At 37.7% G+C, this 13,791-nt stretch carries 13 protein-coding genes and 1 riboswitch; of the genes, 6 read left to right on the top strand and 7 right to left on the bottom strand.

Annotated features, from left to right (window positions below):
• Positions 1-2: 2 nt before the first annotated feature.
• The 3 genes from menC to AC5WOE_RS07365 all read left to right on the top strand — a co-directional run bounded on the left by menC (position 3) and on the right by AC5WOE_RS07365 (position 4,445).
• Complete coding sequence (gene menC, locus AC5WOE_RS07375) at positions 3-1,121, top strand: o-succinylbenzoate synthase (protein WP_496052489.1); 1,119 nt, start codon at positions 3-5, stop codon at positions 1,119-1,121.
• Positions 1,122-1,563: 442 nt separating this feature from the next.
• Complete coding sequence (locus tag AC5WOE_RS07370; protein ID WP_496049900.1) at positions 1,564-2,769, top strand: glycoside hydrolase family 3 N-terminal domain-containing protein; 1,206 nt, start codon at positions 1,564-1,566, stop codon at positions 2,767-2,769.
• A 366-nt stretch (positions 2,770-3,135) separates the two neighbouring features.
• Positions 3,136-3,300: riboswitch (M-box (ykoK) riboswitch) on the top strand.
• 206 nt (positions 3,301-3,506) lie between these two features.
• Positions 3,507-4,445 (top strand): magnesium transporter CorA family protein, encoded by a 939-nt coding sequence (locus AC5WOE_RS07365; RefSeq protein ID WP_496049899.1) that lies wholly within the window; start codon positions 3,507-3,509, stop codon positions 4,443-4,445.
• Positions 4,446-4,480: 35 nt separating this feature from the next.
• Here the strand turns inward: AC5WOE_RS07365 and AC5WOE_RS07360 are convergent, their stop codons facing one another.
• On the bottom strand, positions 4,481-5,458 hold the full coding sequence (locus AC5WOE_RS07360) for a hypothetical protein (RefSeq protein ID WP_496052250.1): 978 nt from the start codon (positions 5,456-5,458) through the stop codon (positions 4,481-4,483).
• A 252-nt stretch (positions 5,459-5,710) separates the two neighbouring features.
• Here AC5WOE_RS07360 and AC5WOE_RS07355 point away from each other — a divergent pair, with 252 nt between their 5' ends.
• From AC5WOE_RS07355 to AC5WOE_RS07345, 3 genes are all read left to right on the top strand, one after another.
• Entirely contained in the window at positions 5,711-6,592 is an 882-nt protein-coding gene (locus AC5WOE_RS07355; RefSeq protein ID WP_496052249.1) for an NAD(P)-dependent oxidoreductase, read from the top strand.
• A 35-nt stretch (positions 6,593-6,627) separates the two neighbouring features.
• The gene (locus AC5WOE_RS07350; RefSeq protein WP_496052248.1) at positions 6,628-7,272 is read left to right on the top strand and encodes a YjgB family protein; all 645 of its coding nucleotides are present in this window, start codon (positions 6,628-6,630) and stop codon (positions 7,270-7,272) included.
• Positions 7,273-7,490: 218 nt separating this feature from the next.
• The gene (locus AC5WOE_RS07345; RefSeq protein ID WP_496049895.1) at positions 7,491-8,783 is read left to right on the top strand and encodes an arsenic transporter; all 1,293 of its coding nucleotides are present in this window, start codon (positions 7,491-7,493) and stop codon (positions 8,781-8,783) included.
• Between the two features lie 65 nt (positions 8,784-8,848).
• Here the strand turns inward: AC5WOE_RS07345 and glnA are convergent, their stop codons facing one another.
• From glnA to hfq, 6 genes are all read right to left on the bottom strand, one after another.
• A complete protein-coding gene (glnA, locus tag AC5WOE_RS07340) occupies positions 8,849-10,186 on the bottom strand; it encodes a type I glutamate--ammonia ligase (RefSeq protein ID WP_496049894.1) in 1,338 nt (445 codons plus the stop codon).
• 24 nt (positions 10,187-10,210) lie between these two features.
• Positions 10,211-10,594, bottom strand: a complete 384-nt coding sequence (locus tag AC5WOE_RS07335) for a MerR family transcriptional regulator (RefSeq protein WP_496049893.1) — start codon at positions 10,592-10,594, stop codon at positions 10,211-10,213.
• Between the two features lie 105 nt (positions 10,595-10,699).
• Positions 10,700-11,191: a DUF456 domain-containing protein gene (locus AC5WOE_RS07330; RefSeq protein ID WP_496049892.1), complete on the bottom strand. Its 492-nt coding sequence runs from the start codon at positions 11,189-11,191 to the stop codon at positions 10,700-10,702.
• A gap of 21 nt (positions 11,192-11,212) precedes the next feature.
• Positions 11,213-12,442, bottom strand: coding sequence for a methionine gamma-lyase family protein (locus tag AC5WOE_RS07325; RefSeq protein ID WP_496049891.1), 1,230 nt, complete (start codon positions 12,440-12,442; stop codon positions 11,213-11,215).
• 48 nt (positions 12,443-12,490) lie between these two features.
• Positions 12,491-13,429: an AAA family ATPase gene (locus AC5WOE_RS07320; protein ID WP_496049890.1), complete on the bottom strand. Its 939-nt coding sequence runs from the start codon at positions 13,427-13,429 to the stop codon at positions 12,491-12,493.
• A gap of 101 nt (positions 13,430-13,530) precedes the next feature.
• Positions 13,531-13,782, bottom strand: a complete 252-nt coding sequence (gene hfq / locus AC5WOE_RS07315) for an RNA chaperone Hfq (RefSeq protein WP_240876902.1) — start codon at positions 13,780-13,782, stop codon at positions 13,531-13,533.
• Positions 13,783-13,791 lie beyond the last annotated feature (9 nt).

Here is a 13,791-nt window from a genome sequence, read left to right as displayed (position 1 = left end):
TGATCCATATCAAATATATCGTTTTGCGTCATATGAAAATGCAATTATTATCTCCTTTTACAACCAGTTTAGGAACAGAATATGATAAGGATTTTGTTCTAGTGGAAATTCGTTCTGCAAATAGGATTTCAGGATGGGCAGAATCTGTAGCCGCTATTGATCCCTATTATAAGGAAGAAACGGTCCAATCCAACTGGAGCATTATGAATGATTTTCTCATTCCTCACCTCCTGGAAAGACCCATCGAGCATCCAGATGAAGTGACGACACGATTTGCACATATTCGAGGAAACTATATGGCAAAAGCAGCACTTGAAGGTGCAGTTTGGGATCTTTTTGCCAAACAAAAAGGAATTCCCTTGGCAGAAGCGCTTGACGGGAAGAAAAAACAAATTGATGTAGGAATCAGCATTGGAATCCAAGATACCATCCCGCAATTAATAAAATTAGTAACGAATTATATCAATGAAGGATATAAACGAATCAAAGTAAAAATTCAACCTGGATGGGATATTGAACCTCTTTCAGCAATCCGAAAACAGTTTCCTGATATTCCATTGATGGCAGATGCCAATACTGCTTATACGCTTCATGATATAGAGCATTTAAAACAACTAGATGCTTTTCACCTCACCATGATCGAACAACCATTAGCACATGACGACATTGTGGATCACGCTACTTTACAAAAGTATCTAAACACACCTATTTGTTTGGATGAAAGCATCCATTCCGTAGAGGATGCTAGAAAAGCATTGCAACTTGGAAGTTGTAAAATCATTAATATTAAGATTGGAAGAGTTGGCGGATTAACAGAGGCGAAAAAAATTCATGATTTCTGCGAAGCAAATCAAATCCCCGTTTGGTGTGGTGGTATGTTAGAATCCGGAATTGGCCGTGCTCATAACATTGCTATTACTACCCTTTCCAATTTCACCTTACCTGGTGACACTGCTGCTTCTTCCCGTTATTGGGAACAGGACCTTATTGATCCTGAAGTTACGGCTCAAAATGGTACAATCACTGTTCCCAATCGTCCTGGGATTGGTTATGAACCAAATTTAGAGCGAATCCAAGAATGCACCTTATACAGTAAAACTTATACTTCTTCTATCAGTTAATACGTCTTGAAGGCCCAAGCATAGAAAAATAACAATTATTAGTTGATCATAAAAAGTAAATAATATTACTAAATTAACAGAATAATCCCTTCCCGCAAAAAGAAAATCCCGTAACTGAAGGTAACGGGATTTTGCTATTTCTAAGGAAGATCCTTCACAGGAACTAATTTGAAATATATAACCATGTATCGTTATACTAATCCTTCAAAGTAAAATATTCATCTTCATTTTCGTGGAAAACAGTTCATTCCCACCGCTCCTCGGAGTTCTTCTATTGTTTCTCTTGCTACAATACATGGTTTTTCAGTTTCTACAGTTAAAATATCATCTATCTTTCAAGGACATAATAGAAGCATGAATAAGAAAGGAGTGAGGAATCATCTTAAAAAATATAGTAAGAATAACATTATTCACTGTATTATGTAGCCTTGTTACAGGTTGTATGAGTACTCGAAAAGGTGAGAACACAACTCCATCATCCCATACGGAAGAACTCCAGCATAGTGAAACCGAAAAGGTCAAACCACAATCTAGTGCTACCATAGCTCAACAAAAAACATTAAAACAACTAAAAAATATGTCATTGGATCAAAAGCTTGGAGAGCTAATTATTGCTGGAATGGAAGGGAATACAGCAAGTTTACAAACCAAGAAAATGATTCAGGGACAGTATGTGGGTGGCGTTATTTTCTATAAAAATAATATAACAACTCCAAAAGGTTTGGTTACATATGTGAATCAGCTTAAATCTTGGAACCGAAGAAATCCAACATCGTTAATTGTTTCAGTTGACCAAGAAGGAGGCAAAGTAAGTCGGTTGCCAAAATTAGAAAAATTCCCAAACGCTTCGGTGATTGGAAAGTCGAATAGCTCAACCAATGTGTTGAAAATTGGTCGATATCTAGGAAAAGCATGCAAAGCAATGGGAATGAATGTCGACTATGCTCCTATATTAGATATTAACAGTAATCCAAACAATCCGGTGATTGGAGTACGTTCTTATGGCCCAACTGCAGATGTTGTGTCTCGTACAGGAATAAAGGTGATGCAAGGAATACAGCAAGAGGGCATTATTTCAGTAGTAAAACATTTTCCAGGACATGGCGATACATCTGTTGACTCCCATCTAGAATTACCTATTGTGTATAAGGATTTGAGTCAACTTAAATCTTTTGAGTGGGTTCCTTTTAAAAGTGCAATCCACAATGGGGCAGATGTGGCGATGATTGCACATATTTTGTTTCCAAAAATAGATAGCAAATTCCCTGCTTCGCTTTCTAAAGTAATCATTACCGATCAACTTCGTGATACACTTGGTTTCAGGGGTGTTGTGATAACAGATGATCTCACAATGGGGGCAATCGCCAAACATTATGGAATTGGTAAAGCTGCGGTTCAAGCCATAAAGGCAGGTAGCGATATTTTACTTGTTGCTCATGGATACGATAATGTGACAAAAGTCATCTCCTCACTGAAAAAGAGTATTGCCAGTGGTTGGATTACGGAAAAGCGGATTGATGAAAGTGTACTTCGTATCTTACTATTAAAACAAAAATACAAACTTACAGATCGGCAAACTATCCCTACTCCCGATTTAATAGAACTAAACAAATCCATACGTAGGGTAGTAGCTACATTTACAAACTGATGAAAAGATAAAGGTGACTAATTTTTTAGTTGCCTTTTATTTTATGTGGCCATGCAGCGTATCAACAGTCCTCTGGGATTCTATGAACCAGTCCCTTCGACGACGACCCTAAACTCATCGAATACCAATTGAGTTGTTTTTCAAACCTTCCGAATCGCACAATAAATAAGTCAATGTTTACACATTTCATGGAAAATCAACTCTTTTATAATCCTTCCATTCTCTCCTCTAAATTCCATAAGGAGTTATATTTCTGTAGGACTTTGAAAAACAAGATGTGTACAAAATTCTAAAAATAAGCCTTTATTGAAGAAAACATTTGACGCATCAGCTATGATGCGCGTATAGTATAGAAGGAAATAAAAATTAACTTACCGTTAGGTGAGGCTCCTGTATAGAGAGAAGCTACTGCCCAAAAATGTCGAAAGACGCCAATGGGTAGAACAGGAAAGATCGGCTTAAGGTCTTTCTTAACGTAGCTGGCATAAGCCTATGCTATACAGTGCTAAAACTCAACGAGAGGTAGGTTTTGTCGGCTGCGCATTTTTTCTGTGCTGTTAAAACCTTCGCTCATTGAGTGGAAGGTTTTTCTGTTTACATCCATCAAGGGAGGTGGGGATCATTCTTACCGATGATCCGGCTATAGGAGATACGTCGATCGTTAAACAACATTACACGCGTCCAAGTAAGAGTGATTCCCTTTTTACTTGGATGTGGTGAAACAGAGGTGAACATCCATGCTAAAAGTGTATCGTTCCAACACGCAAGGTCAACTTGCACTTGTCAACCAATTCGTCAAAGGTACCTGGATTCATTTAATCAATCCAACTGAGCAAGAAATCAATGATGTAGTATTAGCTGCTCAAATCCCGGATTATTTCATCAAAGATCCATTAGACCCAGAAGAAAAATCACGGATTGAAAAAGAAGATGAAGGCACCCTTATTATTATAGATTTGCCCATCATGACACCAAATGGCACCAAAAGAGAAAAATTTATTACTATCCCTCTCGGAATTATCGTTACAAGAGACTTCTTGATTACTGTTTGTCTAAAAGAAACACCAATTTTAGAAGATTTCACACGTAAAAAAGTTAAAAACTTTTTTACCTTTATGAAAACACGTTTTGTCCTACAGCTTTTAAATGCAGTATCAACATACTACCTAGCATATTTAAAACAGATTAACCGAAAAACGAATGAAATTGAAAAAGAACTTCGGCAATCCTTAAAAAATCAAGAACTCTTTTCTCTACTAAATTTACAAAAAAGCTTGGTCTACTTCACCACTTCATTAAAAACGAATCAAGTGGTGACTCAAAAAATATCACGTGGCCAACATTTACGACTCTATGATCAAGACCAAGAATTACTAGAAGATGTCATCATCGAAAATAGACAGGCGATTGAAATGGCAGAAATCTATACTCCTATTGTCAGTGGCTTAATGGATACTTTTGCTTCTGTTATCTCTAACAATGTGAATAACGTGATGAAAATCTTAACATCTTTAACCATTATTTTGACTTTCCCGATTATGATCGCGAGTGTATATGGAATGAATATCCCCATCCCATTTCAACACTCCCCACATGCTTTTGCTGTCATTATGATTGCTTCCGTTTTATTGTCCAGCATTACTACGTTTGTATTTTGGAAAAAGCGGTATTTATGAGAAAAAGCTGACCTATTTGGTCAGCTTTTTGATATTCAGGGGATGATTAACTGAGTAAATACTACTCTTTTTTCTAAATCGTCCCATTTAGGTGATGTATAGCCTGGCCTGCCATTTTGGGCTTTCCATTCGCCATTTTCTTTTTTCACTATAACATAATTAATGGAATCCACAATATAGAAATATGTATTATTGTCTTTTTTTATTTCCTCTACAGAATCTTTTTCATCCATTTCATTCTCGTAAAAAGATTGAAGTTCACTTTTTTCCTTTGTATAAGACCAATCCCAGGAGTATTCTTTATTAAGTTTGTCCCTTTCTTCTTGTGTAATTATTTTATTCAAACGGAAAAAGTCACCATTATCATGAAGAACATGATAAAGAAGTGCTACATCAGCAGGAGAATAGCCCTTAAGCACTTCACCATCTGATACAAAATAATTTTCATCTTGCTTTTTAGCTAACTTACCTTTACTTACATCTTCTTTATAGTCCTCTGCTATTTGCTCTTGAAATATAGGCTCTTTATCTGGCTCTTTTATAATTACTGGCTCCATCTTTCCTTCATTTTCCTGAAAATTATCTTTTGCGTCTGTTTCCTCGACCTTCCAATCTCCTTTATAAAGAGTTACTTTTAATAGTCTATCTTTCAATGTATCTCCACTCTTAAACGCACCAGAAAATCGGTAAAAATAGGCTGAATCATTGAGTTTAAACTCTTCCAATTGATAATTTTCATCTAATTGATCCCTGTTTTCTGGTCCAAATTGCAACTTGTATGGAGAATAATATAGGTATCTATCTTCCGTACTCTTTTGTATTTTTTCTTGCAGTGTTGGTGTTGCTAACTCCATTTGTCTACGTGTATTATTCTCAATCCACGCTGTTAGATATCGTACCGCAACTTCTGTTGGCGTATGTCCATTTGCTTCATCTGCTTGGGTAGGATTATCACTACACCCCACCATTCCTCCTAACAATAAAAAAGATAATAAAAAAACCAATTTTCTCATTTCTTCACCTCAGTTGTTCTTCGAAAAAATACAATTATATCTCTTCATTCTGCAGACCAAGATAAATGAAAGTTATATCCATTTATTCTATAATCCGCTTTCTAATTTTCGACATAATCCCCCGAAATTCTTTAATTTTTACAAAATTAAATTATAATCTCGAATGAAAACAGAAGAACTCCCCCTTCCCCTTGCTTCCTGTCTTTCCTACATGTAAATTATTCTTATACCAGCAAAGGAGCTGCAATATACATGCTAAATAAAAACACTACTATTGGATTTATTGGAACAGGTGTGATGGGAAAGTCGATGGCTACTCATCTTATTCAAGCTGGCTATTCCCTCTTGGTTTACAATCGTACAAAAGAAAAAACAGATGAACTTGTACAAATGGGAGCTATTTGGAAAGATACCGTCGCAGACGTTGCGAAAGAAGCAGATGTTATTATTACGATGATCGGTTATCCCAAAGACGTAGAGGCGACCTATTTTGGTCTATCTGGAATTCTGGCAAATGCGGATGCTGGTACTTATGTCATTGACATGACCACTTCTACCCCATCATTGGCAAAAAAAATCTATCAAGCAGCGAAAGAAACCGGCATTTTTGCACTCGATGCACCAGTGTCAGGTGGAGATATCGGCGCCAAAAACGGCACATTGACCATTATGGCCGGTGGAGAGGAAGCAGCATTCAAAACTGTATCCCCTATCTTACACACCATGGGTTCCAACGTAATCCTGCAAGGGACAGCAGGTGCTGGACAACATACCAAAATGAGTAACCAAATTGCAATTGCATCTGGCATGATGGCAGTTTGCGAAGCGATTCTGTATGCAGTAAATGCTGGTTTAAATCCAACACAAGTTTTAAAAAGCATCTCTGCGGGATCAGCTGGAAGCTGGTCTTTAAGCAATTTGGGTCCACGGATTATAGCAGAAGACTACTCTCCAGGTTTTTTTGTCAAACACTTTATCAAAGATATGAACATTGCATTGGATTCTGCCAAAGAGATGGGAATACGTACACCAGGATTAGAACTAACAAAGTCATTATATGAAGAACTAGCGGAAAAAGGCGAAGAAAACAGTGGTACACAAGCTTTGTACAAATTGCTTGCAAATCAGTTATAAAAATCCTACATACATGATGTTATGGAGGCAATGAAATGAAGTTTGTTCGTCTGATTGGTATATCAGTTCTTGTTTTTTTCTTATTAAATGGCTGTGACTTCATTTTCGCATCGCCAAAGAAAAATGAAAACAACACTCGGGAAACATCACAAACCCTTGAGGAAACAACATCAACAACAACCATACCTGAGAACATCCCCAAAAAAATTGATCCAGAGCATCAGAAATACTTGTTGCAATCATTAGCTCTTGCTGGATCAGGTAAGGTAATAGGTAGTGATTTTGCAGCAGGTAAAAACACGCTGACAGATGTCAAAAAAGAATATGGAGAGCCTAACGCAAAAAGCAAAGATTTCCCTTACTACATTTATAGCAAACGCAATTTGGATTTTGGAGTAGGCAGAAAGGATCTAATTTATGATGTTCGTTCCCATGACCCAAAATTAATGGAGATAACTCGTTCTGAAGTAGTAAATATTTTAGGCGAACCAAATGAGATTACCCACCATACCGGCGAATCTATTTATATCTACCATGTAAATGGATATAAATTAAAATTGATCTACTTCCTCAATAAAGATGATCCAACTATACATCATTCTTCGGTCTATTCAGAAGGGGCGTACAAGAAACAAAAAGAAGACGACAAAAAAAAAGAAGAGAACAAAAAGAAAAAGTGAGGCTGTTCCTCACTTTTTCTTTTTTCCAGCCTTATACGAGGAGTATTTGGAGGAAGATGATAGCTCTCCAATAAATTGTCCTTACAATAGAATTCATATTCTAATTTTTATTATAATAATTCTGTATAATAAAAATATATACTCAAACCATTCACCTGTACCTATCGAAACAAACCATACTTTCCTATTAAACCCCATTCTTTGAAGGAGATTGATATATGGCTTTCTTAGCATTTTTCGTTTTTGTTCTTACATTAACATTCGTGATTTGGCAACCATTTCGTTTATCCATAGGTTGGTCTGCTAGTGCAGGAGCTATCTTAGCACTGCTACTTGGCATCGTTAGCCTAGAGGATATAGGTACAGTAACAGGGATTGTATGGAATGCAACATTTGCATTTGTAGCAATTATCTTAGTTTCATTGATCATGGATGAGATCGGTTTTTTTGAATGGTCTGCTCTCCATATGGCTCGTTTAGCTAAGGGAAACGGAAGAAGGATGTTTCTCTATGTGATCTTACTAGGTGCTATCGTATCTGCACTTTTTACGAACGATGGCACTGCTCTTATCCTAACTCCCATCGTATTAGCAATGGTTCGCATTTTGAATTTTGAAGCCAAAATGGTCTTAGCGTTTGTGATGGCTAGTGGCTTTATTGCAGATACTTCATCTCTTCCATTCATCATTAGCAACTTAACAAATATCGTCTCCTCCGATTATTTTCACATTGGATTTGTAGCATATGCAAGTCGAATGTTAATACCTAATTTATTCTCGATAGGTGCAAGTTTAATTGTACTGTTTCTCTACTTTCGAAAAAGTATCCCACAAAACTATGATATATCCCAGCTAAAACAACCAAAAGAAGCGATTAAAGACCTAATACTATTTCGACTAACTTGGTTTACCCTGTTCTTATTGTTTGGAGGATATTTTATTAGTGAATACTTTGAAATTCCTGTTTCTTTTGTAGTGAGTTTAGCTGCTATTATTTTGATTATCGCCTCACTAAAAAGGAAATCCATTCAAATCAAAAAAATTATGAAAAACGCTCCTTGGTCTGTGGTTATTTTCTCTATTGGCATGTATGTGGTAGTTTATGGTTTAAAAAATGCAGGCCTCACAGACGAACTTAGTCAATTTATCACCTGGCTCACAAACTGTGGTTTATACATTGCTACCTTAGGGACAGGATTTTTATCTGCTGTCCTCTCTTCCATCATGAACAACTTACCCACTTTGATGATCAATGCTTTAGCCATACATGCAACACCTACACATGGTATCATGCGAGAAGCTCTTATCTATGCAAATGTAATAGGATCAGATCTCGGTCCAAAAATAACTCCGATCGGCTCTTTAGCGACACTCATTTGGCTTCATATTCTCGCACAGAAAGATGTGCGTATCAGTTGGGGATATTATTTTAAAATTGGCTTCCTACTTACTGTTCCAACGTTATTTCTTACATTGACAGGACTATACCTTTGGTTAATCTTGCTTCAATAACTAAAACTTTCACTTATGCAAAAACCCCTACTTGTGGTCTACAGCAAGTAGGGGTTTTGGTGATATTAATAAAGTGAAATGTACTGATCGCGTTCCCAATCGTGAACGGTTGTACGGAATAAATCCCATTCGATGCGTTTTGCTTCAACAAAGTGTGCTAATGCATGCTCTCCTAGAGCTTCACAAATAACTGGATCGCTTTGCAATGCTTTAACTGCATCGATGATGCTAGCTGGTAAGTTATCGATCCCTGCATCTTTACGCTCGGACTCATCCATCACATAAATATTACGATCTGTATGAGGCACAAGAGCAAGTTTATTTTTAATACCATCCAGACCAGCTTTTAGCATTACTGCTAATGCTAAATAAGGATTTGCAGATGGATCTGGGCTGCGTACTTCAATACGGGTGCTAAGTCCACGAGAAGCTGGTACACGTACTAATGGACTACGGTTTTTAGGAGACCAAGCAACATAACAAGGTGCTTCATAACCTGGTACGAGTCGTTTGTAGGAATTCACCAATGGATTGGTGATAGCAGTAAAGTTGCGAGCGTGTGTCAAGATACCTGCTAAGTAATGTCTTGCAGTTTCACTTAGACCTAGCTCATCGCTTTCATCATAGAAAGCATTTTCATTTCCACGGAATAGAGATTGGTGGCAGTGCATACCGGAACCATTTACACCAAATAGAGGTTTTGGCATGAAAGTTGCATGTAAACCATATTTACGTGCGACATTTTTTACAACAAGTTTAAAGATTTGGATGTTGTCAGCTGTTGTAACAGCATCACCATATTTAAAGTCAATTTCATGTTGACCTGGTGCTACTTCATGGTGGGAAGCTTCAATTTCAAAGCCCATTTGCTCCAGTGTTAACACGATATCTCGACGACAGTTTTCTCCAAGATCAAGCGGTGCAAGGTCAAAATATCCACCTTGGTCATTTAAATCAAGAGTTGGGTTCCCTTTTTCATCGGTTTTAAATAAGAAAAATTCTGGTTCAGGGCCAACATTGAAAGAAGTAAAACCGAGTTCTTTTGCTTCTTCCATTACTTTTTTCAAGATACCACGTGGATCTCCATCAAATGGTGTGCCATCTGGATTGTATATATCACAAGTTAATCCAGCGATTTTACCATTATCAGATTCCCAAGGATAAATGACCCAAGAATTATAATCAGGATATAGATACATATCTGATTCTTCGATACGAACGAAGCCTTCGATAGAAGAACCATCAAACATCATTTTGTTATCAAGTGCCTTCTCTAGTTGGCTAAGCGGAATTTCAACATTTTTAATGGTCCCTAACAGATCAGTAAATTGTAGTCGGATATACTGTACATTCTCCTCTGATGCAATTCGTAAAATATCGTCCTTCGTTAGTTGCTTGGCCATGTAAAAACGGCTCCCTTCAAAATATTATGGGCGGAAGAATCGAGATAATTCTCCTTGTGTAAGCGGTGTCTTATGTTTGTCACCAGAGAACAATTCCCTATGTAACATACGACGTAATTCTTGATCAGTGAGCTCTTTCTTTCCCTTCTCTTTCAGTTTATCTTGCTCCTTAGGTAAAAGCATATTCTTGATACTCGTCAAGTTATAGCCTTTCTCTAGTTGTATTTTGATTTTGAGGAGCATATCGACATCGTGAAATGAAAAGAGACGTTGGTTACCTTCCGTTCTAGCAGGACTAACCAAACCATGTTTTTCATAATAACGAATTTGGCGCGCGGTTAACTCAGTTAATTTACTCACGATGCTTATCGGAAACAACGACATGTTTCGTCGGATATCATCATTCACGCTAACGCCTCCTTCGAGAAACATTATAGGGTGATGTCATATTCGCTGTCAAATTTGTGTCAACAAAGCTGACATCCCCCTAAAAAAAGAACGCCATTCGGCGTTCTAAAAGAAGAATACTAAGGCTAAGAACCAGATAATCATTGCAGTCATCAAGAAAAACTTGACTATCATTCCACCGAGAAATCCGATTAAAGTGCTGATCGATATTCTTAAGGCGTCTGCTGGTGTTCTGCGCATAAAAACCAATTCAAGAAGAAATACCGTAATGATCGGCCCGATAAGAAATCCTGCTGGAAGCCACATAAATACAATTACACCTAAGGCAGCAACCGGTATGGACCACTTTGACCCTCCTACTTTTGAAGCAGCATACCCGCCGGCAAAGTACTCGATTAAAAACAAAGCAATCGTTGCCACAAGCGTAATGGACCAAAAAAACCAACCTAATTTTCCATCATTAATGAGAAAGTGATAAACAAGGAAACCTGCAAATATAAACGGTACATCAGGTAATGCTGGAAGGAATAACCCTCCATATGCTAGTAAAAATAAAAAAACAATGACAACCCACCAAAAAACATCTGCAACACTCATTACGTTTCTCCTATCCAGTTTTTATATTTGATTTAACGAATGTAAAGCTTGTTTTAAAGCGACTTTTACATGTGCAAAAGTCAAACCGCCTTGTAAATAAACCGTATATGGTTCACGAAGGGGCCCATCAGCAGACAGCTCAATACTCGCTCCTTGCACAAAGGTTCCCGCTGCCATAATTACGGGATCTTTATAACCTGGCATATCACAAGGTTCAGGCCGTACGTATGCATTTATCGGGGATGCAGCTTGAATGGCTTGGCAAAAAGACACAAGCTTTTCTGGCTTACCTAATTGAATCTGTTGAATAATATCCGTTCTCTTATCTTGATAAGTAGGAGAAACAGTATAACCCTCATCTTCAAAAAGAGCTGATGCAAAAACCATCCCTTTTAATGCCTCTCCAACTACATGTGGCGCTAGAAATAATCCTTGATAATAATCAGCTAAATAACCATAAGTAGCGCCAACTTCTACCCCAAGTCCAGGAGCAACTAGTCGAGATGCAGCTAACTCTACCAGCGATTTACGACCAACTATGTATCCACCTGATTTAGCTAAACCACCACCCAGATTTTTAATCAAGGAACCAGCGATCAAATCAGCTCCCACATGCAGTGGCTCTTGATCTTCCACAAATTCGCCATAACAATTATCAACAAATATGATTGCATTTGGTAAAATCCGGCGTACTTGAGTGATCATTTTTGTGATTTCTGCAATCGTGAAAGATGGGCGATTGGAGTATCCTCTAGAGCGTTGGATTGCTACTAGTTTTGTCTTACTAGTTACTTTTTGTTGAAATTTAGTCCAATCCACCTTATGCCCGTCTGTTAATCCAATCTCATGATAGTGCACACCTAGATCTGCAAGAGAGCCTGTCCCATCATCAGGAGAGCCGATAATTTGAAATAAGGTATCGTAAGGTCTCCCTGTAAGTGAAATCCACTCATCCCCTGGACGGAGTACACCATAGAGACATGCAGCTATTGCATGCGTACCTGAAACGATATTTGGCCGCACCAAAGCTGAATCTCCCCCAAATAAATCAGCAACAATTCGTTCCAATGTTTCTCGACCCATATCATCATACCCATATCCAGTCGACGATTGTAAATGAGTTTCACTCACCTTATGTTTTTGAAATGCAGCTAAGAGTTTTGCTTGATGTCTTTCGACTCTTTCTTCAATCTGTTCAAGGATAGGGGCAATTTTAGAAATTGTTTTTTGCTGCGTTTTAACTTTTGACATACACTATCATCTTTTCTACTTAGAATCATTTTTCTATACAACTCTATTCTACCATGAAGAATGATTTTTTCGTCCAATGGATTCAAGTAAGATATCCTCCGGTAAAATAGTCATCAAACTATGACGATCAGCCTCTTTTTTCTTCAGCAATCGAACAGCATGTAGTCGTATTGCCTGTTCTACTAAATTCCGGATAAATCTAGCATTCCCAAACGTGTGATTTTTTCGTTCTGCTTCCCTTTGAAGCAACTGACGTATTTTCTCTTTTGCAGCTGCTGAAAATACATATTCTCTCTGTTTTACCATTAAGTCGGCAATTTCCAATAATTCCATTATTGAGAAATCAGGGAATTTCAGATGGATAGGAAATCGGGATGGCAATCCTGGATTGGAGCGGATAAATGCCTCCATCTCATGCGAATATCCTGCAAGAATAAGGACAAATTCATTTTTATAATCTTCCATCGACTTAACTAATGTATCAATTGCCTCTTTGCCAAAATCTTTTTCTCCTCCACGAGAAAGTGCATATGCTTCATCAATAAATAGTATTCCGCCTAATGCTTGTTTCACATGTTCTCTCGTTTTTTGAGCTGTATGGCCAATGTATTCCCCAACGAGATCAGCACGTTCTACCTCAATAACATGCCCTCGAGTAAGCACTCCCATCTCTTGAAAGAGCTCGCCGATAATCCTCGCAACGGTCGTTTTTCCTGTACCTGGATTTCCTGTAAACACCATGTGAAGTACCTGTTGCTCCTGAGTCAATCCAGCATTTTTACGCCTTTCTCCAATTTCCAGCCAAGCATATATCTCTTCCACAAATGACCTGATCTCTGTTAAACCGATTAAATGTCTCAGGGAATGAAGGCACTTTGTCAGTGATTGATGTTCTTTTTCCCAATCTGCTGGAGTAGGCTCCACATCTCGGTCAAATACAATTTGAATGCGTCTTTTGGTCTCCTCCAATAAAACTTTTCTACTCATACATCATTCCCCTTTCCATCTCACCACACTCCACTATACGCAAGTGCCTAGAAAGGGTGAAAAAGAAAAAGTCCCTTATAAGGGACTTTTTCATACCATGCTTAAGCGTTTTGTTCTTCTTTAGCCTCATCTGCTGACATGAGGGAAACTGGTCTAGCAGGGGTAAATGTAGATATCGCATGCTTATATACCATTTGTTGTTTACCGTCACTATCTATCACAATTGTAAAATTATCAAATCCCCGGATCAAACCACGGAGTTGAAATCCATTAACTAAAAATATAGTTACCGGAACGGATTCTTTGCGAATTTGGTTTAAAAATGTATCTTGAATATTTATTGATTGTTTCAATGTGTGGTA

The sequence above is a fragment of the Shimazuella sp. NTD248 genome (genome assembly GCF_059510395.1).
Note: the sequence above shows the minus strand (reverse complement) of the source record. Positions and strands in the feature narration are given on the sequence as shown.